General features: G+C 49.1%; 24 protein-coding genes. 16 read left to right on the top strand and 8 right to left on the bottom strand.

What is annotated here, in order from left to right:
• Nucleotides 1-637 precede the first annotated feature (637 nt).
• From ACS5NO_RS21770 to ACS5NO_RS21745, 6 genes are all read left to right on the top strand, one after another.
• Nucleotides 638-1375: a hypothetical protein gene (locus tag ACS5NO_RS21770; protein ID WP_439417091.1), complete on the top strand. Its 738-nt coding sequence runs from the start codon at nt 638-640 to the stop codon at nt 1373-1375.
• A complete protein-coding gene (locus tag ACS5NO_RS21765) occupies nt 1368-2006 on the top strand; it encodes a hypothetical protein (RefSeq protein ID WP_439417090.1) in 639 nt (212 codons plus the stop codon). The genes ACS5NO_RS21770 and ACS5NO_RS21765 overlap by 8 nt, the downstream gene beginning before the upstream one ends.
• On the top strand, nt 1973-2773 hold the full coding sequence (locus ACS5NO_RS21760) for a sensor histidine kinase (protein ID WP_439417089.1): 801 nt from the start codon (nt 1973-1975) through the stop codon (nt 2771-2773). The genes ACS5NO_RS21765 and ACS5NO_RS21760 overlap by 34 nt, the downstream gene beginning before the upstream one ends.
• Before the next feature lie 108 nt (nt 2774-2881).
• A complete protein-coding gene (locus ACS5NO_RS21755; RefSeq protein WP_439417088.1) occupies nt 2882-3547 on the top strand; it encodes a response regulator in 666 nt (221 codons plus the stop codon).
• A 126-nt stretch (nt 3548-3673) separates the two neighbouring features.
• On the top strand, nt 3674-4633 hold the full coding sequence (metF, locus tag ACS5NO_RS21750; RefSeq protein WP_439417087.1) for a methylenetetrahydrofolate reductase [NAD(P)H]: 960 nt from the start codon (nt 3674-3676) through the stop codon (nt 4631-4633).
• A 67-nt stretch (nt 4634-4700) separates the two neighbouring features.
• Nucleotides 4701-5132 carry a nuclear transport factor 2 family protein gene (locus tag ACS5NO_RS21745; protein WP_439417086.1) on the top strand — a complete coding sequence of 144 codons (432 nt, stop codon included), beginning with the start codon at nt 4701-4703 and terminating at the stop codon, nt 5130-5132.
• Nucleotides 5133-5193: 61 nt separating this feature from the next.
• Here ACS5NO_RS21745 and ACS5NO_RS21740 read toward each other — a convergent pair whose 3' ends face one another.
• The gene (locus tag ACS5NO_RS21740) at nt 5194-5751 is read right to left on the bottom strand and encodes an acyl-CoA thioesterase (RefSeq protein ID WP_439417085.1); all 558 of its coding nucleotides are present in this window, start codon (nt 5749-5751) and stop codon (nt 5194-5196) included.
• Nucleotides 5752-5792: 41 nt separating this feature from the next.
• On the opposite strand from ACS5NO_RS21740, the gene ACS5NO_RS21735 reads away from it, so the two are divergent.
• The gene (locus ACS5NO_RS21735; protein WP_439417084.1) at nt 5793-6206 is read left to right on the top strand and encodes an energy transducer TonB; all 414 of its coding nucleotides are present in this window, start codon (nt 5793-5795) and stop codon (nt 6204-6206) included.
• A gap of 68 nt (nt 6207-6274) precedes the next feature.
• On the opposite strand, the gene ACS5NO_RS21730 is transcribed toward ACS5NO_RS21735, so the two are convergent.
• A complete protein-coding gene (locus ACS5NO_RS21730; RefSeq protein WP_124879477.1) occupies nt 6275-6601 on the bottom strand; it encodes a HesB/IscA family protein in 327 nt (108 codons plus the stop codon).
• 170 nt (nt 6602-6771) lie between these two features.
• Here ACS5NO_RS21730 and mce point away from each other — a divergent pair, with 170 nt between their 5' ends.
• The 5 genes from mce to ACS5NO_RS21705 all read left to right on the top strand — a co-directional run bounded on the left by mce (nt 6772) and on the right by ACS5NO_RS21705 (nt 11472).
• The gene (mce, locus tag ACS5NO_RS21725) at nt 6772-7188 is read left to right on the top strand and encodes a methylmalonyl-CoA epimerase (RefSeq protein ID WP_439417083.1); all 417 of its coding nucleotides are present in this window, start codon (nt 6772-6774) and stop codon (nt 7186-7188) included.
• 100 nt (nt 7189-7288) lie between these two features.
• A complete protein-coding gene (locus ACS5NO_RS21720) occupies nt 7289-8527 on the top strand; it encodes an AAA family ATPase (protein WP_439417082.1) in 1239 nt (412 codons plus the stop codon).
• Nucleotides 8524-9144 (top strand): DUF4276 family protein, encoded by a 621-nt coding sequence (locus tag ACS5NO_RS21715; RefSeq protein WP_439417081.1) that lies wholly within the window; start codon nt 8524-8526, stop codon nt 9142-9144. The genes ACS5NO_RS21720 and ACS5NO_RS21715 overlap by 4 nt, the downstream gene beginning before the upstream one ends.
• A complete protein-coding gene (locus ACS5NO_RS21710; RefSeq protein ID WP_439417080.1) occupies nt 9141-10517 on the top strand; it encodes a cystathionine beta-synthase in 1377 nt (458 codons plus the stop codon). Before ACS5NO_RS21715 ends, ACS5NO_RS21710 begins: the two co-directional genes overlap by 4 nt.
• 43 nt (nt 10518-10560) lie before the next feature.
• Nucleotides 10561-11472 carry a sugar phosphate isomerase/epimerase family protein gene (locus ACS5NO_RS21705; protein WP_439417079.1) on the top strand — a complete coding sequence of 304 codons (912 nt, stop codon included), beginning with the start codon at nt 10561-10563 and terminating at the stop codon, nt 11470-11472.
• 82 nt (nt 11473-11554) lie between these two features.
• On the opposite strand, the gene rsgA is transcribed toward ACS5NO_RS21705, so the two are convergent.
• The 3 genes from rsgA to ACS5NO_RS21690 are packed head-to-tail and all read right to left on the bottom strand — an operon-like array spanning nt 11555 to nt 14188.
• A complete protein-coding gene (rsgA, locus tag ACS5NO_RS21700; RefSeq protein WP_439417078.1) occupies nt 11555-12481 on the bottom strand; it encodes a ribosome small subunit-dependent GTPase A in 927 nt (308 codons plus the stop codon).
• Between the two features lie 30 nt (nt 12482-12511).
• Nucleotides 12512-12910: a GxxExxY protein gene (locus tag ACS5NO_RS21695; protein WP_439417077.1), complete on the bottom strand. Its 399-nt coding sequence runs from the start codon at nt 12908-12910 to the stop codon at nt 12512-12514.
• Nucleotides 12911-12937: 27 nt separating this feature from the next.
• A complete protein-coding gene (locus tag ACS5NO_RS21690; protein ID WP_439417076.1) occupies nt 12938-14188 on the bottom strand; it encodes a 3-deoxy-D-manno-octulosonic acid transferase in 1251 nt (416 codons plus the stop codon).
• A gap of 66 nt (nt 14189-14254) precedes the next feature.
• Here ACS5NO_RS21690 and ACS5NO_RS21685 point away from each other — a divergent pair, with 66 nt between their 5' ends.
• From ACS5NO_RS21685 to ACS5NO_RS21670, 4 genes are all read left to right on the top strand, one after another.
• A complete protein-coding gene (locus ACS5NO_RS21685; RefSeq protein WP_114407330.1) occupies nt 14255-14554 on the top strand; it encodes a phosphoribosylpyrophosphate synthetase in 300 nt (99 codons plus the stop codon).
• A gap of 65 nt (nt 14555-14619) precedes the next feature.
• Nucleotides 14620-14958 (top strand): bacillithiol system redox-active protein YtxJ, encoded by a 339-nt coding sequence (gene ytxJ / locus ACS5NO_RS21680; protein WP_150880697.1) that lies wholly within the window; start codon nt 14620-14622, stop codon nt 14956-14958.
• Nucleotides 14959-15036: 78 nt separating this feature from the next.
• Nucleotides 15037-15540 carry a GNAT family N-acetyltransferase gene (locus tag ACS5NO_RS21675; protein ID WP_439417075.1) on the top strand — a complete coding sequence of 168 codons (504 nt, stop codon included), beginning with the start codon at nt 15037-15039 and terminating at the stop codon, nt 15538-15540.
• Between the two features lie 124 nt (nt 15541-15664).
• A complete protein-coding gene (locus tag ACS5NO_RS21670; RefSeq protein ID WP_150880696.1) occupies nt 15665-16429 on the top strand; it encodes a GntR family transcriptional regulator in 765 nt (254 codons plus the stop codon).
• Here the strand turns inward: ACS5NO_RS21670 and ACS5NO_RS21665 are convergent.
• The 3 genes from ACS5NO_RS21665 to ACS5NO_RS21655 form a co-directional block, all read right to left on the bottom strand.
• On the bottom strand, nt 16419-17087 hold the full coding sequence (locus tag ACS5NO_RS21665; RefSeq protein ID WP_439417074.1) for an SGNH/GDSL hydrolase family protein: 669 nt from the start codon (nt 17085-17087) through the stop codon (nt 16419-16421). The two genes, ACS5NO_RS21670 and ACS5NO_RS21665, sit on opposite strands and share 11 nt — an antisense overlap.
• A gap of 47 nt (nt 17088-17134) precedes the next feature.
• Nucleotides 17135-19957, bottom strand: a complete 2823-nt coding sequence (locus ACS5NO_RS21660; RefSeq protein WP_439417073.1) for a glycosyl hydrolase — start codon at nt 19955-19957, stop codon at nt 17135-17137.
• Nucleotides 19958-20060: 103 nt separating this feature from the next.
• A complete protein-coding gene (locus ACS5NO_RS21655) occupies nt 20061-22904 on the bottom strand; it encodes a glycosyl hydrolase (RefSeq protein ID WP_439417072.1) in 2844 nt (947 codons plus the stop codon).
• Nucleotides 22905-22918: the final 14 nt, after the last annotated feature.

The raw sequence follows: 22918 nt of genomic DNA, 5'->3' as shown, positions 1-22918 counted from the left end.
CGTAAAAATGGTTAGGAAATGAAAATTTGAACTGCACTGAGTAGAATTGAACAGAAATTACAGGAGCCGCAAGATAGTCTGGTAAAAGAGGAATTGTTACGTTAACTTATTATCTGGTGACATTTTTCGAACGTAGAACCGCATTTTTTGGTCAGTCAAGCGGTTTTTAACCAATTTGTACAAAGGTACTTCGACGGTTCACCAGACCGAGGTTTCCTTTCGCTTCAAGCTAAGTAGTTCGGTAAGTAATTATAAAGTTTGGGGCAGGAAAATACATTACGGAAACAAGTAGCCAGTTTTAAGTATAAGACTTTCGCTTTTGCCCCTAAATCCCCTAAAGGGGACTTGGACGCGGGTTAATCCGGGTGCGCAAAGTCCCCTTTAAGGGCAAAAAGCAAGTGCATCAAAATTATCAGACGTAAGTCTTAAAGTATAAAACCGAACAGGTAGATGCCGGGAAATTTCCCGTATTTTTTGGGGAAGCTCCCGTAAAACAATGTCCCCTTTGGTCTATTTGTTTGATAATCAATTGCATATGTTTTTTCTTGAAAATTCGTGAAAAATGAACCTAATTTTGTTTTACGGATAATTACTCAACTTTATGGAAAGTTATTTCTAACCATAAACGTGTACGACTATGCCCGTAATTATTCCTCATCAAAAAGATCCAAAGTGTGAATTAGTACTACAGCCTAATACCGGGCCTATCACTGGAGAAGATTTCCATAAATGGAAAGATGAATTTTATAGAAGAAAGACTACTTGGATTAACATTACTGATGTTGACTTAAGTACGGATAAGGAAAAAAAATATTTCGATGCTACTATATTTGATGGAATACTTAAATCTCCTGGAATAAGCAAGCTTGTTGTCTTTTTTGGATGTAAGTCTAAAATAGAGAAACATAGAGATCTAGATGTATATACTGCAGGTGTAGATCAAAATTGTAAAATTATTACTCCCATATACAAAGGAAGAATTGATAAAGACGGTAAGGATACTTCTGTTGAATTTGATGATTTAAAAAAAGGGCAAATAAACTGGATAAGTAGAAATTTGCATATGAATGCTCCTGGTTTATTTGATCCATATAACGAATTCAATGGATATGCGCATGACCCAAGTTTTCTAAAAAGATGCTTTTTTGAAACTGAAAAGCCTGAAGAAGAACGATTATACAAAAAAGTCGCTATCTACTTTGGAGTAGATACAAGGAAGCAACACAGGAATACGGTTATTTTTATCGGTATAGATAAAGATGGAAATGAAGATCTTCCGGTAAAAGATGCAATTACGATATTAGCCGTCGACAATGGCGCCCAATGCTGTCCTATTCCTGACGATCCGACTCCTTTTGAAACCCGCCATGCTTGAAGTTTATCTTGGTTTCTTACTCATTAGCCTGATCATCGCCGTCAGCCAGCAGAAGTTTTTAACTATGAACTTCCGCTGGCTGATGTGGTCGCTGGTGGTGACGTGCATTGTAGAAGGAATCGGGTATTATCATCTGCGGATGATAAAAAACTCCAACTTCATTTATCACTTTTATCAACCGGTTGAGTATACATTAGTCGCTTTGTTTTATATCAACACCCTTGATCGCACTCTCGTCAGGAAAGTGATTCGTGCTTCTATACCGGTTTTTGTTATCTTTTGCTTGCTTAATTCATTGTTTTTTCAGAGTATCCACTCGCCAAATTCGAATTGTTTCATGGTTGAAGCGGTTCTGTTGATTGCATGGTCAGGGTTTTATTTTTATGAATTATTTAATAGTAATACTGAAGAACGCATTTGGAGTATCCCTGATTTTTGGGTGTGTACGGGTGTGCTTTTTTTCTACGCGGGTACTTTTTTTCTAATGGGTTTGCTGAATTATTTATACAAGGTAGATATGGGATTGGCCAAGAAGCTATATGTTATTAATCACATTTTAAATATATTGCTCTATAGCCTTTATGCAGTTGGATTTATATGCAAAGCCCGGCAGACGAAGTCGTCATTGTGATCATAGCGGGTACCGTCCTTATGCTATTGCTGGTGACTTTTGTTACTACGTTCTTTTTTCTATACCAAAAGAGAAATTTTCGCTACCAGCAGGAACTCATGCAAGCCAAAGAATCCTACGCACGCGAACTCCTTAAGTCACAACTCGAAATTCAGAACCACACCCTTGAGCAAATTGGGCAGGAATTGCATGACCACATTGGTCAGATGCTCTCGCTGGCCATGATCCAGCTTAGTGTTTTGGAAGAAGAATTGGCAGAAAGTTCTCACGCGCCGGCGATGAAGCAAACCTTCGAAACCGTGGCCCGCACCATGGAAGATGTGCGCCAACTCTCCAAAACACTCGACAGTGGCACCGTGCAACGACATGGCTTGCAGGAGAGCCTCGCGCTGGAAATGGGGCGGATTCAGCGTACGGGTCGCTTTCAAACCCAGTTTCAATGTATTGGTGCACCGTATTCGCTGGGCGAACAGACGGAGACCATCCTCTTTCGTATGGTTCAGGAATCACTCAACAACGCCATGAAACATTCCGGAGGGCGAAACCTGGCGGTCAGTGCCGATTACGCACCCGATCAATTTGTGCTCATCATCACCGACGACGGTCGTGGCTTCGATGCCGGCGAAGTCGCCGAACGTGCTCTGAGCAAGTCCGGTTCGGGCTTACTGAATCTGAAACAGCGTGCCCGGTTGCTGGGTGGTGAATGCGCGCTCGTTAGTCAGTCGGGTTGGGGGACACGCGTTGAAATTCGATTGCCGCGTGGATGAGCTTGACTCTGCACAGTAAGTAAAAATACGGTCTGATAATTGGTTAAGACGACTTGCATGGAGTGCGGATTTGCCTTAATTTCAAGCCATTGACTAAACGATATCTCTGTGGAAACCTCCATCGCCTTAAAAACCTCCATCGCCATTGTCGATGACCACCGCCTGCTGGCTCAGGCCCTGGCTGACCTGATTCAGAAATTCGACAACTACGAAGTAAGCATTGTGGCCGAAAATGGCCGCGATCTGATCCGGCACCTCGGCCAGGGCAACTGTCCTGACATTGTGTTGCTGGACATCAACATGCCCGAGATGGACGGTTTTGAAACCGCAGCGTATCTGAAAGAACATTGCCCGGCCTGTAAAGTGCTGGCTCTCTCGATGATGGACCGCGAGGAGAACATCGTGCGGATGATTCGGAATGGCGTTCGGGGCTACCTCCTCAAAGGCTGCCGACCCGCCGAACTGCGGCTGGCGCTCGACGACCTGCGCACCAAAGGCTATCATTATTCCGAGTTCATGACCACCCAGCTCGTCCGGAGCCTGAATCCCTCCGAAAACGGCCCACCGTCGGCTCTTTTCCACCTTAACGAACGCGAACTATCGTTCCTGAAGCTGGCGTGTAGCGAGCTGACCTACGTCGAAATTGCCGATAAAATGTGCGTTAGTGCCCGAACCGTCGATGGCTACCGGGAGTCGGTTTTTCTGAAAATGCAGGTAAAAACCCGTGTAGGGATGGTGCTAGAAGCCATCCGGTGGGGTTTGGTCCAGCTATGAGCCGGTTATCTCCGATTTTTCCCGTACTTTTGTGCCAACGCAAGTCTGGGTGGTAACTACAGCCTTGCCGGGTTTATTGTCGGTGCCGGGTGACCGGTATCGTTCTACTGTTCCAGATAAAAGCACATGGCTAAAGTTTCTGATCACATCCGTCAGGCGAACGGAAAGACGATCTTTTCAATTGAAGTTATCCCACCGATCAAAGGCGACAATCTCAAAAATCTGTTAGACAATATCGAGCCGTTAATGGAGTTCAACCCTCCGTTCATCGACGTGACGTACCACCGCGAGGAGTACATCGAACGGGTCGAGCCCGACGGGACGGTTAAGAAAATCATCACCCGAAAACGCCCCGGAACGGTGGGCATCTGTTCGGCCATCATGCATAAATTTGGGGTCGATCCGGTGCCACACGTGCTTTGTGGCGGTTTTACGAAGGAAGAAACCGAAGATTTTCTGATCGATTTGCATTACCTGGGCATCGACAATGTGCTGGTTTTGCGGGGCGACCCGGCCAAACCGTTCGATACCTTTAAGCCCAAAACGAATGGCTATGCCTACGCCAGTGAACTGGTGACGCAGGTGGCCAACATGAACCGGGGCGTGTACCTGCACGAAGGTTCGCACGCCATGACCCCCAGCAATTTCTGCATCGGTGTGGCGGCTTATCCCGAAAAACACTTCGAAGCGATCGACCACGATACCGACTTCAGGTACCTGAAACTGAAAATCGACAAAGGTGCCGATTACATTGTGACGCAGATGTTTTTCGACAACCAGAAATATTTCGATTTTGTCCGGCGTTGTCGGGAAGCGGGCATTACCGTTCCGATTATTCCGGGCCTGAAACCGCTGAGCACGCGCAAACAGTTGCAGGTGTTGCCCCGGCTGTTTCACCTCGAAATGCCGGCCGATTTTGTGAAAGCCGTGGAAGCCTGTGAGGACGACAAGCAGGCCCGGCAGGTCGGCATCGACTGGTGCATTCAGCAGTGCCGCGAACTGACGAAAGCCGGTGTGCCGGGACTCCATTTTTACACGATGGGAAAATCGGATAATATCGTTAAAATTGCCCGGGAAATATTCTGATCGACTGGCCGCATCGACTGGTGCATTCGTCAAACCATACTTCTTCCTAAACCAAACTCTTCTTTCTATGAAATCCTTCCTATTTTTTTGCGGGATACTGATCTCCCCGTTGGCTTACGCCCAATCCTCCACGGGTGAGAAAGCGGTTCTGGATATTGAAAAACAGCGTTTCGAGGCACAAGTCACTAAAAACTACGCGGTTCTGGAAAAAGTGCTGGGCGACGATCTGATTTACAACCATTCCAACGGCAACCAGGACACCAAACAGTCGTTCATTCAATCGATCCGAGACGGGAAACAAAGCTACGATGCGATCGAAATGCTGGAGAGCAAAGTGCTTCTGTATGGCAATACGGCGGTGGTAAGCGGTATTTGTCAAGTCAAGGCTGCCAACAACGGGCAAACCATCAACACCAAACTGCGCTACACGGATGTTTACGTCAAGAAAGGTCCGCAGTGGCAGATGGTCGCCTGGCAATCACTCCGCCTGGCGAATTAGGAGTGAAGAGTTATGAATTAAGAGTTAAGAGTTGGCTGACGCACCCTTTTTAACTCTTAATTCATAATTCATAACTCTTCACTACACAGCGTTCATTTTTCAGGACTTCCAGCCCGCCGTCTTCGACGCGCAACCGGGATTTTTCGTTGTCAAATTCTTCCCGGTGAATTTCCTTGAGTTCTTTCCGTTTCATGGCTTCCAGAAACCGGCGGGTGTCATCCGGTGATTCGAGCAGGAGGGGAGGCACTTCGGTCGGTTTGTGGTCGTCGTCGGTGGCCACCATCGTAAAATAGGAGGTGTTGGTGTGTTTGACCGATCCGGTTCGAACGTTTTCGGCGATCACTTTAATCCCAATCACCATCGACGTCCGGCCGACGTAATTGACCGATGCCATCAGTGAAACCAACTCGCCCACTTCGACAGCCTGCCGGAAGTTGACGCCTTCCACCGAAACCGTTACGCAGTAGGCCCCGGAATGTTTGGACGCGCAGGCGAAGGCGACTTTGTCCATCAGGGACAGCAGAATACCGCCGTGAATTTTACCACCGAAATTGGCGTAGGAGGGAATCATCAGCTCAGTGAGCGTGGTGCGGGAGGAGGTTACGGATTTGGGAGCCATTTTTGATTATTTTGTGGCAAATTAACCGATATACCATAGCAATGAAAAAATTGGTGCTGATTCTAGGGTTTTGGGGGCTAATCGGAAGTGTGTATGGGCAGCAGCAAAGGGTGGAAGTCAAAATTAAGGATGCAAAAGACAGGACATTCGGGCCGGTTGAGACGAGTCCTGAGTATCCGGGAGGCATAGAGCCTTACTTTAAACAAAACACACGGTACCCGAAAGAGGCTCGACAAAACGGTATCAAAGGCCGCGTTTTTGTTAGCTTTCGAATCGACTCGCTGGGTTATATTCAGGATTCTACCGTTCGGGTATTGAGAGGGATTGGCTACGGCTGTGATGAAGAAGCCGTCCGTTTGGTCCGAAATATGGCGCGCTGGAAACCGGGAACCGTTTTGAATAAACCCGTATCGGTCAAGTATAACATTCCCGTGTTGTTTCCACCAAAGCCCTAAAAAAAGGCACCGCGTGGAAGCCGACGGTGCCTTTAACAAATCTAATCAAGAATAGTGTCAGTCGCTGCTTACACGGAGAAGCTTTCTCCGCACCCGCAGGTCCGGCTGGCGTTGGGGTTTTTGAACTGGAATCCTTTGCCGTTCAGGCCGTCGGAAAAATCCAGTTCGGTGCCGGCCAGATAGAGCAGGCTCTTTCGGTCGACGTAAATTTTAATGCCTTTGTCTTCGACGATGTGGTCGTTGGGTTGCTGCGCCGTATCGAATTGCAAATCGTACATCAGACCGGAGCAACCCCCGCCCTGCACCGCCACGCGGATGGCATAGTTGTCGTTCAGGCCATCTTTCTGGCGGAGTTCAACAATTTTATCTTTGGCTTTATCAGTTACCGAAACCATAATCTTACGTAGTAGTTGGACGCTAAGGTAAAAACCGTGTACGGAAAAGAAAAGTTTCTTCAAAAACTCCGCTTAACTCTGCGGTTCTCTGCTCAACTCTGCGAAATAACTTTATAACTTGAAAGCGGTTTCGCGGAGATAAGCAGAGAACTAAAGAGATTAGCGGAGAAATGTTGACGAATGTAGAGCATATCGGCATTGCGGTAAAGAGCCTGACGGCTTCCAATGCCTTGTTTACGAAGTTGTTGGGCGAAAAACCGTACAAGGCCGAAACCGTGGAGTCGGAGGGGGTCACGACCTCGTTTTTCAAAGTAAACCAGACCAAGATCGAACTCCTGGAAGCCACCCACCCCGACAGCCCGATTGCGAAGTTTCTGGAAAAAAAGGGTGAAGGCATCCACCACATCGCCTTCGAGGTGTCGGATATTTACGCCGAAATCGACCGCCTGAAAACCGAAGGATTTACGCCCTTGAACGAAACCCCCAAACGGGGTGCCGACAACAAGCTGGTTTGCTTCCTGCACCCGAAAGAAACGAACGGCGTGTTGGTGGAGTTGTGTCAGGAAGTGAAAGAGAGCAAGGAGTAAAGAAGAAAGAAAAATGAACAGCCCAAGGCTTTAGCCGTGGGTATCGATCAAAATCAACCCGTTCAATAAAAACCGTTTCAATGGTTTAGCCAGTACGATTATGCTAAAGCGCGTTTCCATCCAGAATTTCAAAAGCCTGAAAGACGTGACTCTCGATCTTCAGAAAGTAAACCTGTTGATTGGTCCCAATAACTCGGGGAAAACGAATTTTTTGAAGGCGCTGGAGTTTATAAGTTTATGGATGGATGGTAAAATAGACAATGAATTTAACTTTAGTCAGTATATATTTAGGCCGCAATTAAATTCATCCAAAGGAATGAATTTAGAACTATCGGCTATTAGTGACGATATAAAGAAAGAGCATAACTATAAATTACAACTTAAACCTTTAGGGAAGAGCATTGATCTGACAGAACAACTGTGGGATATTTCGCTGGAAAATAATGAAAAAATCGAAAGTACAGAATCAGAGATTAGTTACCATCCCTTTTTCGGTTTAACGTTAAACGGTAAACAAATAGAAGGCGATGATTTCTTACCAAGTCGTTTCATCCGAGTTAATAATAATGCTCATACAATAGGTTCACAAGTATTAAGTGAGTTGCTAAATAATGTATATATATATAAGCCTGACCCTAACAAATTGAATAAACCAGGCCCAGTTGGCACAGGTGAAGCTTTTGTGAATTCTGATACATCTAATATTGTAGGCTTTTTGGACTTAATGTTAAGCAGGTACAGGAGGACCATATTTAATCAAATTGAATTGGATTTACATAAATGTATTAATGAATTTATTGAAATAAAGCTAGATGATGTGATCCTTACATCGGAATTGAAAAAACTTTATAATGAAGATAAAAGCAATAATTCATTTAAGAAATTTGGGCTGACAAACGAAATTCAGAATATTACATATTGGGCTGATGAGCTTTCAGAAGGAACGTTATACTTTCTTTCTTTGCTCTGTATTATTCATCAGCCAAATCCCCCCAAACTTCTCCTTCTCGAAGAACCAGAAAAAGGCATTCATCCACGCCGTATTCATGAAGTTATGAATTTTATTTTTCGCTTAGCTGATGAAAAAGATATTCAGATCATTCTGACTTCTCACAATGAGAATGTCTTGAATGAGTTTACATCCATGCCCGAAGCGGTTTTTGTCTTTAACAAAGATGAAGAAGGAGCAACTTACGTTAGGAATTTGCAGAAAGACATTATAGAACCTTCTCATCAACGGAGTCTTGAAGATGGGCTTGAGGAAATCGATTTTACAGATGATTTAGGCAAAAACTGGATGTATGGATTATTAGGAGGAGTTCCCACCGAAGAATTATGAAATCAATTAAGTATGCCTTGATCGCTGAGGGATATTCCGAATACAAGTTTATTCCGGTTTATCTCCAGCGCATGACTTCGTCACTTGGATTGCAGGTTAAACGAAGTAAAATTGACCTGTTGAAAAAACAACCAAGTAAATCCAAAGTATATACCGAAGCTGCCAAGTTAGGGCAAAGCGCTTTTCAGGATGATGCTGTTTTGTGCTTAATTGGCGTTGATTTAGACCGACCCGATCAGACACCCGAGCAAAGCGATCATACAAAAGAGTTGAAAAAACTTGAGAATGCCGTTAAGCCAATCTTGAAGAAATACGGTCACCAGATTAAGCTTTATGTACCTGTTCAAGCGATCGAACATTGGTTGGCTTATCAAAAGTACAGACTGGATGCTGGAAAAAGACCTGCCAATAATAGTCTTGAAAAAAGACATCAGGATGACTTAAAGGCGTTTGTTTATGGAGATAAGAAAGCAAAACAATGGAAAATAGAGGAAGTCGCGCAAACCGTTGCCGAAAAAGCCGATTTCGAAGAACTCGCGAAACAATCCCGTTCGTTTGACCATTTTCATAAACAAATCGTTACTTTTCTGGTGTCGTACAACACCACAAAACCATGAAATACTACAATTCCATCATAGATACCATCGGCGACACGCCTTTGGTGAAGCTGAATAAGGTAACCAAAGGCATCCGGGGGACGGTTTTGGCGAAAGTCGAGTATTTCAATCCTGGCAACTCGGTGAAGGATCGCATCGCTGTTCGGATGATCGAGGACGCGGAGAAGGCCGGAACCCTCCAGCCGGGCGGCACCATCATCGAAGGTACGAGCGGCAATACCGGTTTTGGCCTGGCGCTGGCGGCCATTGCGAAGGGCTACAAGTGCATTTTCACGATGGCCGATAAACAGTCGAAGGAGAAAATCGACATTCTGCGGGCGGTGGGCGCCGATGTGGTGGTGTGCCCGACCAACGTCGAACCCGATGATCCGCGCTCGTACTACTCCGTGGCCAAACGCCTGAACCGCGAAATTCCGAACTCGATTTACCCCAACCAATACGACAACCTCTCGAACACGGCGGCCCATTACGACACCACCGGTCCCGAAATCTGGCGCGATACCGAAGGCAAAATCACCCACTTTGCCGCGGGCGTCGGAACGGGCGGGACGATTTGCGGAACGGCCAAATTCCTGAAAGAACAGAATCCGAATGTCGTGACGGTCGGCATCGATACCTACGGTTCGGTGTTCAAAAAATACAAGGAAACCGGTATTTTCGACCAGCGCGAGGTGTATCCGTATTTGACGGAAGGCATCGGCGAAGATATTTTGCCGCAAAACGTCGATTTCAGTTTGATCGACCATTTCGTGAAGGTGACCGACAAAGATGCGGCCATTATGGCCCGGCGGTTGTCGAAGGAGGAAGGGCTTTTTGTCGGCTGGTCGACCGGTTCGGCGGTGCACGGGGCGCTGGAATGGGCGCGGGAACACCTGACCGACGACGATGTGCTGATCATTCTGCTGCCCGACCACGGCACGCGCTACCTGGGTAAAATCTACAACGATACCTGGATGAAAGACCACGGTTTTCTGGAATCGCGCGAATTTTCGACGGCCCGCGACATTGTGCGCAGCAAAAACGGAAAGGGCGTGTTGACAACCGTCGGCCGGGATCTGAAAGTGGGCGACGCCATCCGGCTGCTCAACCAGCACAGCATTTCGCAGATTCCGGTGACCGAAGCCAACGGCGACATCGTCGGCAGCCTGACCGACTCGACCATTCTGAGTAAACTCATTGAAGACCCTGCCGTGAAAGACCTCACCGTCGGCGAGGTGATGGACAAACCGTTCAAGTTTGTGGCGCTCGATAACACCGTCGATGTGCTGTCGTCCCTCATAGACCGCGACAACAAGGCGTTGCTGGTGCGCGACGAAAACCAGCAGGTGCATATCATCACGCAAGCGGATTTGCTGGCAGCGATAACAAGTTAAGAATTAAGAGTTAAGAATTAAAAATTAGGAGATCACCTCTGCTATGGACAAGCCGCAATCGGGTCGTAGGAATTTTCTAAAAACCGCCGTTGCTGGCGTGCCAATTCTGGTTGGTGAAACGCCTTCGGTGATTCCTTTGCTAGCAGACAAGCCGGAGCGCGTTCGGCTCAGTTGCAACCTCTACTCGTTTAACGAACCGCTGATGAGCGGGCAGATGACGCTGGAACAGGTGCTGACTTTTTGCGCGGAACTGGGCTTCGACGCCGTTGATCCGACTGCTTATTACTTCCCCGGCTACCCGGCTTTGCCCGACGATAGTTTTCTTTACGACATCAAACGAAAAGCGTTTCGTCTGGGCCTCGACATCAGCGGAACCGGCGTGCGGAACGATTTCACCTTGCCCGACTCAACGCGCCGAAAAGCCGAAATCGAGCTGGTCAAAAAATGGGTGGGCTTTGCTGCCCGGTTCGGGGCGCCCGTCTTGCGGGTTTTTTCGGGCGTTGGCAAGGAACTCAAAGCCGGGTATAATCGCGAAGAAGTTACGACCTGGGTTGTTGACGCGCTTCAGGAATGTGTCGAGTTCGCGGCCCGGCAGGGCGTGATCATTGTCCTGCAAAACCACGCGGATTTTATTCAGACGGCGGATCAGCTTCTGGACGTTGTCAGACGGGTAAACTCGGAATGGCTGGCGGTTAATCTGGATATTGGCAGCTTTAAAATCGGCGATCCCTACGCGCAGATCGCCAGCGTGGCTCCGCACGCAGCAACGTGGCAGATCAAGGAAAACCTGTTTGTCAACGGGCAGGAAGTCGTGACGGATTTGCCTAAAATCATGCAGATTGTCCGCGAATCGGGTTATCGCGGTTATCTCCCCATCGAAACGCTGGGCAAAGGCGACCCCAAACTGAAAGTCCCCGTCTTCTACGAAAAAGTCAAAAAAGCCCTCAAGAGTTAAGAGTGATGAGTTAAGAATGAAGAGTTACAACAAGACTGGCCTGAATTATGCGTCAGCCAACTCTTAACTCATCACTCTTAACTCATCTCCGGTTGTCATCCCCCGAAACCATCCCCAGATAGCTCCAGTAGCGGCTTTCGGCGATTTCTTCGGTGCCGACGGCTTCTTTGATGGCGCAACCCGGTTCGTTGATGTGCAGGCAGTTGTGAAACCGGCACTGGTTCAGGCGGTCGCGCATTTCGGGGAAATAATGGCTGATTTCTTCTTTCGCCATATCGGCCAACCCCAACTCTTTGATGCCGGGCGTGTCGATGATGTAGGTGTCGGGCGCAATCTCGAACATCTCGGCGAAGGTCGTGGTGTGAACACCCTTGTTAGCAAAGGTCGAAACCTCATTGGTGCGCAGGTGCAGATCGGGAGCCACGGCGTTGACCAAAGAAGATTTCCCAACACCCGAATGGCCCGCCAGCAGGCTGATTTTCTGGTTCAGCAAATTCCGGAACACGTTGACGTTTTCGCCTTGGGTGGCCGAAGTTTCCAGACAGCGATAGCCAATGTTTTCGTATAAGTCGATGATTTCGCGCTGGTAGTCCAGCGCTTCGTCTTTCAGAATATCAGCTTTGTTGAAAACCAGCGTAGTTGGAATGCGGAACGATTCGGAGGTGACCAGAAACCGGTCGATGAAACCGAGTGACGTGCGCGGAAAGGCCAGGGTGACGATCAATACCGCCTGGTCGAGGTTGGCGGCCAGAATGTGTCCGTGGCCGGTTTTGTGGACGGATTTGCGGATGATGTAATTGTCGCGGGGCTCGATGTCGGTGATGACCACGGTATTTTCGAGTTCATCTTCCAGGTCGAAGCGCACGCGGTCGCCCACGGCAATCGGATTGGTGACCTTCAGGCCCTGAATCTTGAATTTGCCTTTCAGCCGGGCGCGGTAAATGTGTCCGTCGTTGTTGCGGACTTCGTACCAGGAGCCGGTGGAGCGTAGGATTAAGCCGGTTTGCAAAGTTGTTTTTGGGTTGTTACACAGGGTTTATCAGAGAACATCAGAGGGCTTAAATTCGGGATTGACCACTCGGCGAACCCCATCTTTTAACAAAGTAACATGAAAATTGATTAGTAAACCTAAGTGAAAATGACCCAATTTTAGGTATGTCAGAATCTGGGCAAGATGCACATCGGTCAATTGCTCAACGGTTTTGAGTTCCACGACAACTTCTCTTTCCACCAATAAATCCATCCGGTAACCGTGATCGAGTTTGATTTCTTTGTAAATGATTGGCATCGGTTTTTCCCGCTCAACGAATAAACCGGTCTTTGTTAGCTCATAAGCTAAACATTCCCGGTAAGCAGATTCCAGTAAACCCGGCCCAAGCGCCCGGTGAACCTCGATCGAACATTGCAAAATCTTCTGAGAAATTTGATTCAAAAGCATACTCTGATTCCCTCTGGTAATCTCTGATTAACCCTGTGTAACAACCTTTGCTACAATCTCCATCACTTTAGACGTAGCACCGGTATTCAGAGTAACGTAATCACCGGAAATAGCGGAAGCCGCTGAAGAATCCTCATACAGCCGCGTAAAAACCGTCTCCAGTTCTGCGGAGTTGGAAACCGGAAAAGCCGCCCCCGCCTTCACCAGATCCACGGCTTCCTGAAATTTTCCGTAGTTCGGCCCGAAAAACAGCGGCATCCGGAAGGTCGCAGCTTCCAAAATGTTGTGCAACCCCTTCCCAAACGCCCCCCCGATGTAGGCAAAGTCGCCGTACTGGTAAAGCGACGAAAGCATACCGACGTTGTCGATGATTAAAGTGCTAAATGGTTCAATGGTTTGATGGTTAAGAAATTGCGCTTCGGAAAACCGGATGGTCTGGCCGGGGAGTTGGCTGCGCCAGCGTTCAATTTCGTCGTCGTGAATTTCGTGGGGCGCAATGATGACTTTCAGCGGTTTTTCGAAGCGGTTCAAAAACGGAATCAGCACATCCATATCGGCCTGCCACGCGCTGCCCACTACCAGCAGGGGCGTATCGGCTTTGAACAGCCGAGCCACTGGAATGTCCTTTTTGGCATCGGCCACCTGCTTCACCCGGTCGAATCGCGTGTCGCCCGCCAGCGTCACGTTGGTCACGCCGATGCGCTTTAGCAAATCGACCGATTCCTGATTTTGCACCAGAATGTGGTTGAAAAACCGCAAAAAGGAGCGATAAAAACCGCCGTAGGGTTTGAAAAAGATCTGGTCGGGCCGGAAAATCGCCGAAAACGAAAAAATCGGAATCTGCCGGGCTTTCAGCTCCCGCAGGTAATGATACCAGAATTCATACTTGATAAAAAACGCAATCGCCGGGTTGATGCGCCCGACAAACTGCCGGGCGTTGGCGGCCGTATCGAAGGGAAGATAAACGATATAATCAGCCCCCGCATAGTTTTTCCGAACCTCATAGCCCGACGGCGAGAAGAACGTCAGCAGGATTTTATACCCGGGATACTGTTGCCGAAAAGCCTCCATCACCGGACGCCCCTGCTCAAATTCACCCAGCGAAGCCGCATGAAACCAGGCAATCGGTGCTGTATTATCAGCCAATTTTGTGTTTATTTGTTCCATCCATCCACGTCGCCCCTCCACCGCCAGCCGGGCTTTGGGGTGAAACCGGGCCGCAACCTGAAGCGCAGCCTGGTAAAGTCGGATGGACGTCGTATACAGTGCAGAAAGCAAGCGGATGTTCGTTGGTTCGATCTGTAAAACTACAAACTCAATCGGTAAATTTTAACTCATCAGCCTATGCAATCGTACGATACCCTCGTTGAAGCCCTCGACGACCTCACTAAAAAAGGCTACACGCACGACTTTAATATTGCCGACGACTGCCTGATTTGCCACACGCCAAACGTCCAGCTCCGGCCCGAGCAGTTTCACATTGTGGACGTGTTCCGTTTCGAAGGCATGAGCAACCCGGACGACAGTTCGATTCTGTACGCGATCGAGTCGACCGATGGCATGAAAGGAACGTTGGTCAGCGCTTATGGGGCCTACGCAGACGAAGTGTCGAATGAAATGATGGAAAAATTAAAGATTCACTGATTCCGAAAGAAACTTTTCCAGCGCAATCGGGCTTATAAGCACGTAGTTACGTGTGAACAAGCATCATGAACTGGAACAAACTGCAAGACAACGCCCAATTAGCCCAAATCAAGCAAGAGTCGGCTGAACAGCCGGTATTGATTTTCAAGCACAGCACCCGCTGCTCCATCAGTTCGACGGCTTTAAGCCGAATGGAACGCAACTGGAGCAATTCGGCCGGCATTAAACCGTATTATTTGGACCTGATTGCATTCCGTTCCGTGTCGGGACAGGTGGCCGAAGAGTTCGGAGTCGATCATCAATCTCCTCAGGTTCTGTTGATTCAGAATGGCGAATGTATTTACGACGCTTCGCATTTTGAAATTTCGTTCGATGATCTGAAACAGCAGGTCGTATCGGCATAATCCAATTTAGATCGAATTGACAAGCGCCGTCTTCCCTGGAAGACTGGCGTTTTTTTATAGCTCTTTTGTGAAATTGCCATGCTGAAATCCGTCTTTTTCATCGAAGAATGGACCGAAGACCACCCCCGGTATTCGGAATTTCTGAATTGTCTGGAACAAACTGCACCGGATCAGCGGGAATTTGTCGTCGGCGATTATTCCCGTGCTCATCCCTGCTATCTGTTCGTTGCATTGCAAGCCAATACCGTTGTCGGATTTCTGCGGATTGCGGTTCAGCCGATCGGGCCGGAAGCCAACTGCCCGCCCCTGTATTTGAAAGGTGAATTGTTGACAGAAGCCAAGATCCACGCGTTTGCCGTTCGGGAAGAAAGCCGTAATCAGGGAATTGGAACGGCCTTGCAGCGGGCAGCCATCCAAAAAGCACGGGCATTGGGTTGTTACCAGGTCTCGTCCTACAGCCTTTACGAAAAAAACGCCAATCATCAGGTAAAGCTCGCTTTGGGATTTGCCGCGCAACCGGAAGTCCACGGCGATTCTATTCAGGGCGTTTATTTCGTCATGCCGCTCCGCATTCCTGAATAGATAACCAGACATTTTGCACTTTGGGCAAGACTACCGTACTTTCGGTTGTGAAACAATACTTTTCAGGGCGGAGTCAACTTCTCGGCAATCGGGCAGTGAATGGTTTTTATAGTTAGCAGCAGAAATGAAATCAAAATTCATTGCAATCAGCGATAGCATTATCGAGAAAATTAAAACCGGCGAGTTGCAGCCGGGTGACCAGATTCCTTCCGAAAATGAGCTGATTAAATTTTTTAACATCAGTAATACAACGGCGCGGAAAGCCCTGCTCGAAATCGAATCAAAAGGCTGGGCAAAGCGGATAAAGGGCAAGGGAACGTACGTATTAAACCGCACCGACGATCATCATTTAATCCGTACGCTGGGTTCCATTTATGCGACCCGGCGTGGTTTTCACGACAGTTTAATTGCCGAAGGTTTTACGCCTAAAAACATCGTTTTAGAAAAAACCATTCTGGATGATGGAATTTCCTCCGAAATAAACGGGCGACATTTTATCATCGACGGCCCGGTTTTAAAACTGCACCAACTCCGCTATGCCGATGATTTATTGATCAAGGATGAAGTGAAATACATATCCCTTACCTTGTGTCCGAAGATCAATAAAATGCCGACGGAAATTTCGTATTTCAAAGTCTACGAAAATAGCTACCATCTGAAAATCAACGAGGTGCAGCAAACGCTGGGCGTAACGATCATGCAGCCCAATACCAACAATTTCGAGATTAGTAAACCCACACCGGCTTTTGTGCTCGACAGTGCGGTCATCTGTACGGGCGAGAAAGTGGTTGAAATTGAACGCTCGTATTATCACGGTGATAAATACAAATTCGCCGTCATTGCCAGCCCCGAACACGACTACCGACCCGCCAAACCGATCACTTCATAAACCACTTGACCAATTCGTTGACAATCAGTTGATGCCCTTCCAGGTTGGGGTGATTCACGTGCGACATGTACTTGACTAAATCCCCCTTCGCAGCCACTTTTTTGAATTGGGCATACGAATCGACCAGGCCGATGTGGTGCGTTTCAGCCAGTTTTATAATCTGATTGGTGTGCTGTTCCAGCGGATTTCCGGCGGCCAGAATATCGACCCGCTGATCGGGTGAAGGTGTCAGTAAAATGATTTTTATATTTTTGGAAAGCGCCGACTGAATCATTTTCTCCCAGGCTTCTTTGGCTTTTTCCAATCCGGCTCCCCGGTCGTTCAGGGCGTAGTCGATGAACAGAATATCCGGTTTATGTACCAGCACATCCCGTTCAAACCGTTCCTGACCCTTCAACGAATTCTCTCCGCCGATCGCCGTCACAATCACATTGATGACCGCATAGGGATAGCGTTCCTTCAGTTTCGCCAGCACCAGATTCGGATACGATTCCAGCGTGTGGACCTCGTGGTTGTGCCAATACCCGGCGGGAACCGAGTGGCCGTGAAAGACCAGATTGATCGTCCGGTTTTTGGGCCACTCGATGACCAATTCCTTCTGCAAATCCGCTAAATAGGTTTCCGGATCGGCTGCGGCCGGTTTTTGAGCTTTCGCCATAAAGGTAAAACTCACGACGAAAGCGAAAAGTAAATGGGTCACTCGGCTCATTTTACGGCTTGTGTTTTGATCGTTTGAATGGTAACCGGCCCCAATAAACCGGATTCGATGAGTGGAACCTGTTTCCAGGGCGTCCCTTTGTACCCAATGGCAATGTTGGTGTTGGTAAATTTTTCGCCGGTGATGGCGTCGCCCGTCAGCCGGTTCGACCAGGTGTTGGCTATTTCAATTTTCAGCGTATTCTCACCGGTTTTCACCAAGTTCGTGATGTCAAAACGGTGCGGTTCGGCCCAACTGATGCCGAGGTGCTGACCGTTCAGCCAAACATCCGCTAGTTCCGACAATTTTCCGAGATTTAAAAAGACCCGCTCGTTTTGTGACGAATCAAAATCCGAGGAAAATTGAAAGGTTTTCTCGTAGGTGCCAATGCCCGAAAAATACCGGATGCCGGGTTGGTCGGATTCCGTCCAGGAGATGAGTTTCGGCAACGTAACCGACTCCGGCGCTCCCCAATTCTTTGCAAACTTAAGCAGCCAGGAACCCGTTAGGTCCTGCGCTCTGATGTCAGTGTCCATCCGCTTCATGGCGGCTTTAGCATCTGTCAGTTCGACCGTCCCCGGTTGCAAAAACCGCAAACCGTTGGGTGTGTATTCAAACAGCGGCAGTGGATTGGCTGATGCAAAACCGGTATAGGGCGGTTTGGAAACGGACGGATTGAATACGATAAAAAAGGAGCCATACGCCGGTAAAGTTAATGGTAACCGGAGCTGTTGTTTCTCCTGATTAAAGATGGATACCGGCACCATTTCGCCCGTAACCGGGTTCCAGATTTCCGGTGTTTTACCCGTTTGTCGAAACGAAACGTTGGCCGAAAGGGGCTGATCGGTGGTGTTTCGAACCAGGTAATAATCCGTAGTCTGATGGCGGTAATGAACAAAATCCAAAGCAGATAAGGGCAGATTCGTAGCACTGAAATCCGGCCCAATGGTACGTTTTTTAAGCAAAGATAAAGCGGTTTCACCGGAAAAATCCTTTCCACTGATCACCGCGCCTTTTTTCGCCAGCTCCCGGAGTTTGGCCCGGATTTTTGGCGATAGATTTTCCACATCACCCAACGCCAGCACGCTGAACGTTGCGCCATTCGATAACGCCAGTTTTCCGTTTTTTACGGTCAGATCGTTGAGCAAAATGTCGGTGTTGATAATCTCATAATCGTAGCCCGCTCCAACCGAAAACCGGGTGTTTTTGGGCGGCACAAAATTCGGGACTTTATCGCCGTAATAATACACCACATCGGCCACGAAATCCGTGTTTTGCAATACGTGCGAAATCCGGCCGAGGTAATCCGTGAACGGTTTTACTTTCGACCACCACGTCTGTTTGGTGTTGAAGTGCGTGCCGGCTCCGTAGACGATGCCCGGAAAACCAGTACCTTCCGGATTGTGGCTAAAGCCGTGAATAACAACGCGATTCATGCCTTCGCAAAAAGCGCGGTCGGCGATGGATTTCAGGTCGAACGGTCCTTCCTGCCAGTGGTGAAAACTCGTAAACGATTCTTCTTCCACCATCCGGCGTTTATAAATATGAGCCGCTGCCGCCACTTCCTTCACCAGCCACATGATGTCCACACTGTCGGCGTCGTAGTAGTGATACCGGCTCCAGAACTCCCCGCGCGGCACATCCAGCGACCCCAGGGCCTTCAGCGTTTCGACCGGAACGTTGTGCAACGGTGGCCCTGGACCACCCGCTTCCGACGCGATTTGCAGGCCATACTGATTCGCAATTTCTTTGGCTTTCCGGTAGTGATTCTGGATCATCAGCTCGGATAACGTCCGGTTATAATCCTGCTGAAAATGGGCAGTTCGTTCTGGACTGAACAGCGTCTTGTCGAACAATACCGGCAGAAATTTGTCGATCGAATACCCGTTTAATTGAAAGAATTTATTCGGTAAGGAGGGCGTCCAGACAAAACCGGTGGCTTCATAACTCGCCAGATATAACGTCTTCAAGGCGGTTTTTGAAAAATCCCCGAAGAGCGGTTTCAGTCGGTCGATAAAATACTGGAAATGGGCGCGGGTGGCCGTCGAATCAAAATGGTCGATAATCGGTCCGGTGGAGTTGGGACTGGGCAGTTTTAACGGTTCGCCCGAATTGGAACAAACGTAGCGGTGAATTTCCCATTTTCCGGGCGGAACCGGCCAGTTCAAGGTCTCACTTTTAGCGTCGAAATACCGGGAGAGCGAGATGATTTGGGTCGTATCCAGAAAGCCGGTTTGGTCTCGAACCGGCAGGGCGACCACGGCGATTTCCTGGTGAAAAACCGGTTTGCCATCCGCACCAAATTCGATGAGCAGCGGTTTGCCTTTGGCATCGGTTTTGGCGATGATCGGGAAGGGAAGTTTGATTGGTTTTTGCGCGGAACCCTCCACCATCAGCTTCGAAACATAAATCGACTTGGCCGCGTGTTGGGCTGACGTCCAGCTACCGCCCGCGTTCCAGCTACTGGCCAGGTTCAGGCCCACTTCCAGCTTTAACCGGGTGGCTTCCCGAATGGCGATTTCGATGGCTTTCAGCGATTCCGTCCCCATAAAAGCCGGGCCAGCCTTCACCATATTGTTGGGGTTGTTGTAGGCCGGAACGCCAATTTCAAAGATATCCACCCCACCGATCCCGGCGGTTTTCATGGCCCTCAGTTCTTCCTTTAACCGGGTCGTATCGACGTTGCCGTTCAGCCACCACCAGTAGGTTTTGGGCCGGGCTTGCGGGGGCGGGTTTCTGAAGCCGTCGCGAATGGATTGACTCGTGGCGGTTTGCCCATTTGCACAGATAGTTACAAACGTTAGGGCAACAGAGAGCAATACTGTTTTCATGCGATGAGTTGTTTCTACCAGACCTTTGAGATGCCGCTGTCAGGGCGGTCGCTACCGCTGTCAGGGTCTTCGACCGCTGACCGGGTAGCGACCGCCCTGGCAATCAACGAATGGTTTTAACCGTCTGAATCGTCACCGGCCCCAGCAAACCCGACTCAATCAGCGGCAATTCGCCCCACGGAACCAGATTTTTGTTGGCTTTGGTAATGTTGGTTTTGGTGAACTTTTCGCCGGTGAGCGCGTCGCCCGTCAGCCGGTTCGACCAGGTGTTGACCACTTCGACTTTTAACTTGTTTTCACCGGTTTTGACCACCTCCGTAATATCGAAGCGGTAGGGGGGCGTCCAGACAATGCCCAGCGGTTTGTCGTTCAGCCAAACTTCACCAACTTTCGATAACCGTCCCAGATCGAGGTAAATCCGCTGATTCTGAGCGATATTGGAAATCGGTTTGTACGAAAAAATCGTTTGGTAGGTGCCGGTCCCCGAAAAATACCGGATGCCTTTCTGATCGGATTCGGTCCAGGAAATGAGTTTCGGGAAGGTTGCGGATTCGGGCGCTCCCCAGCCTTTGGGAAAACGGAGTTGCCACGGGCCTGTGAGTGTTACGGCGGGTTGGTTGTTGTCAATTTGCTCAAAACCGGACTCTTTTTTTACCTCGAAAGCCCCCGCCTGCAAAAATGCGAGGCCGTTGGGCGTAAAGGCCAGATGCGGTGGATTAGGCTCGGAACCCGTCACTTCGTTGTAGTGAGCCAGTACGGGTTCTTTGGAAAAGACGACAAAATACGTTCCGTACGGCGGCAGCGAAACCGGCAATTGAATGCGCCCATCCGCCTGCTTATACACCGACACCGGAGCGGTTTCGCCGGAGAGCGGGTCCCAGATTTCGGGCGTTTTATCCGCCTGACGGAAAAAACAGTTGCGGGAAACCCACTGATTCGTGGTGTTGCGGATCAGGTAAAAATCTACCTCGCCATTTCGGTAGTGAATGTGATCCAGCGGGGTTTCGCGCTGGTCGGCTTTCTGGTCAGCATAGCTGAAATCCGGCAGGATTTTCAGCTCGGTCAAGGCGGGTAAAGCCGGTTTCTGGTCCACCAAACGACCGCCCTGTTCCGCCAGCTTTGTCAGTTTCGCCCGAACGTCCGACGGAATTCGTCCTTCCGTTCCGATGCTCAACACCTTGTAGCGACCGACGCCCGGCAGCACCCACTCGCCATTTTCGACAGTCAAATCCCGCATCAGAACTTCCGTATTCACGACTTCGTAATCGTAGCCCGGCCCAACCGAAAACCAGGTGTTTTTGGGCGGAATCAGGTTTGGGACGTTGTCGCCGTAATAATGCAGCACATCGGCCACGAAAGCGGTTTTTTGCAGGATGTACGAAATCCGGCTCAGGTAGTCGTTGAACGGTTTGACTTTCGGCCAGTACGTTGTTCGGTCGTTGTAGTGCGTACCGGCAAAATAGGCGATGCCGGGATGGCCCATTTCCGCCGGATTGTGCGGAAAACCGTGAATCACCAGCCGGTTCATGCCCTCGCAGAAGGCGCGGTCGGCAATCACTTTCAGATCCGACGGACCTTCCTGCCAGTCCCAGTAACTCGTAAACGACTCTTCTTCAACAATTCCACGTTTGTAAATATGCGAAGCGGCTGCGATCTCTTTCACGAGCCAGATTTTGTCCACCAGACTATCCTTGTCGTTTTCCATGAAAAACTCGCGGTTGTACCAGTATTCCCCACGCGGTACATCCAGCGCCCCGAGTGCTTTCAGCGATTCGACCGGAATATGGTGTAAATGGCCCGGTCCGCCCGACTCCGAAATGATTTGCAAGCCGTGGCTGTTGCAGATTTCCTTGGCTTTCCGGTAGTGGTTGTTAATCATCAGTTCGGACAGTGTTTTGTTAAAATCGAACTGAAAATTGTTGGCCACTTCTGGCTGATACCATTCCTTGTTGTAGATCGCGGGCAGAAATTTATAGAGATCGTAGCCGTGAAGGTTGCGGAAAGCGGCCGGTAAGGTGGGCGTCCAGGTAAACTCCTTGGCTTCGTAACTGGCTAAATACAAGTTTTTTAACGCCGATTTACTGAAGTCGCCGATCCCGGGTTTCAGCCGGTCGATGAAATACATCACGTGCATCCGCGTCGCCGTGGAGTCGAAATGGTCGATGATCGGGCCGACCGAATTGGGCGTGGGGCGGATCAACTGCTCGCCGGAATTGGAGCAGACATACCGGTAAACATCCCACGCACCCGCCGGAGCCTTCCAGTTGAGCTGTTCGGTTTTGGCATCAAAATAGGCCGTCACGTTGATGACTTTCGTGGTATCCAGCTGGGATGTCTGACCGGCGGGCAGGGCAATCACGGCCACTTCCTCGTGGTAAGCCGGTTTGCCATCGGCACCGTATGGGATGGGTCTTGGGTTTCCTTTTTTATCGGGTGTAATGGTTGGAAAGGGCAATTTAACCGCCTGCTCGCTCGCGCCTTTCACCGTCGTTTTGGAGAAGTAAATGGTTTTTGCCGCGTGTTGGGGCTGAACCCAACTGCCCCCGGCGTTCCAGCTACTGGCGAGATTAAGCCCGACTTCCAGGTTCAGTTTGCCCGCTTCCCGAATCGCCAGTTGGATGTTTTTAACCGACTCTTCGCTCATGAAAGCTGGCCCGGCGGGAATGATCTGGTTGGGGTCGCTGGCGGGAGGCAGTCCGATTTCGAACAGATCGACGCCCCCCAATCCGGCGTTTTTGATGGCGAGCAGTTCTTCCTTCAACCGCAGGGTATCGACGTAACCGTTCAGCCACCACCAATACACTTTGGGCCTGGCCTGAATGGGCGGATTTTTGAAGCCTTCTTTTAAGGTCGAATAACTGATCGCTTCGGTTTCGGATGCGGTTTTGTTGCAGGAAACCAGTGAAACGAAAAGCCCAATCCCCAGCAGGCAGGAGGTGAATTTCATCAGTAAGAATCAGT

The sequence above is a fragment of the Larkinella fluvii genome (genome assembly GCF_051857545.1).
Lineage (GTDB): Bacteria > Bacteroidota > Bacteroidia > Cytophagales > Spirosomataceae > Larkinella.
The sequence above is the reverse complement of the archived record's forward strand: the minus strand, read 5'-3'. Positions and strand labels throughout refer to the sequence as shown.

Coding starts and splice junctions, on each gene's coding strand:
- ACS5NO_RS21770 (WP_439417091.1), top strand. CDS start 638: ATGCCCGTAATTATTCCTCATCAAAAAGATCCAAAGTGTGAATTAGTA.
- ACS5NO_RS21765 (WP_439417090.1), top strand. CDS start 1,368: ATGCTTGAAGTTTATCTTGGTTTCTTACTCATTAGCCTGATCATCGCC.
- ACS5NO_RS21760 (WP_439417089.1), top strand. CDS start 1,973: ATGCAAAGCCCGGCAGACGAAGTCGTCATTGTGATCATAGCGGGTACC.
- metF (WP_439417087.1), top strand. CDS start 3,674: ATGGCTAAAGTTTCTGATCACATCCGTCAGGCGAACGGAAAGACGATC.
- ACS5NO_RS21745 (WP_439417086.1), top strand. CDS start 4,701: ATGAAATCCTTCCTATTTTTTTGCGGGATACTGATCTCCCCGTTGGCT.
- ACS5NO_RS21740 (WP_439417085.1), bottom strand. CDS start 5,751: ATGGCTCCCAAATCCGTAACCTCCTCCCGCACCACGCTCACTGAGCTG.
- ACS5NO_RS21735 (WP_439417084.1), top strand. CDS start 5,793: ATGAAAAAATTGGTGCTGATTCTAGGGTTTTGGGGGCTAATCGGAAGT.
- ACS5NO_RS21730 (WP_124879477.1), bottom strand. CDS start 6,601: ATGGTTTCGGTAACTGATAAAGCCAAAGATAAAATTGTTGAACTCCGC.
- mce (WP_439417083.1), top strand. CDS start 6,772: ATGTTGACGAATGTAGAGCATATCGGCATTGCGGTAAAGAGCCTGACG.
- ACS5NO_RS21720 (WP_439417082.1), top strand. CDS start 7,289: ATGCTAAAGCGCGTTTCCATCCAGAATTTCAAAAGCCTGAAAGACGTG.
- ACS5NO_RS21715 (WP_439417081.1), top strand. CDS start 8,524: ATGAAATCAATTAAGTATGCCTTGATCGCTGAGGGATATTCCGAATAC.
- ACS5NO_RS21710 (WP_439417080.1), top strand. CDS start 9,141: ATGAAATACTACAATTCCATCATAGATACCATCGGCGACACGCCTTTG.
- ACS5NO_RS21705 (WP_439417079.1), top strand. CDS start 10,561: ATGGACAAGCCGCAATCGGGTCGTAGGAATTTTCTAAAAACCGCCGTT.
- ACS5NO_RS21695 (WP_439417077.1), bottom strand. CDS start 12,910: ATGCTTTTGAATCAAATTTCTCAGAAGATTTTGCAATGTTCGATCGAG.
- ACS5NO_RS21685 (WP_114407330.1), top strand. CDS start 14,255: ATGCAATCGTACGATACCCTCGTTGAAGCCCTCGACGACCTCACTAAA.
- ytxJ (WP_150880697.1), top strand. CDS start 14,620: ATGAACTGGAACAAACTGCAAGACAACGCCCAATTAGCCCAAATCAAG.
- ACS5NO_RS21675 (WP_439417075.1), top strand. CDS start 15,037: ATGCTGAAATCCGTCTTTTTCATCGAAGAATGGACCGAAGACCACCCC.
- ACS5NO_RS21670 (WP_150880696.1), top strand. CDS start 15,665: ATGAAATCAAAATTCATTGCAATCAGCGATAGCATTATCGAGAAAATT.
- ACS5NO_RS21665 (WP_439417074.1), bottom strand. CDS start 17,087: ATGGCGAAAGCTCAAAAACCGGCCGCAGCCGATCCGGAAACCTATTTA.
- ACS5NO_RS21660 (WP_439417073.1), bottom strand. CDS start 19,957: ATGAAAACAGTATTGCTCTCTGTTGCCCTAACGTTTGTAACTATCTGT.
- ACS5NO_RS21655 (WP_439417072.1), bottom strand. CDS start 22,904: ATGAAATTCACCTCCTGCCTGCTGGGGATTGGGCTTTTCGTTTCACTG.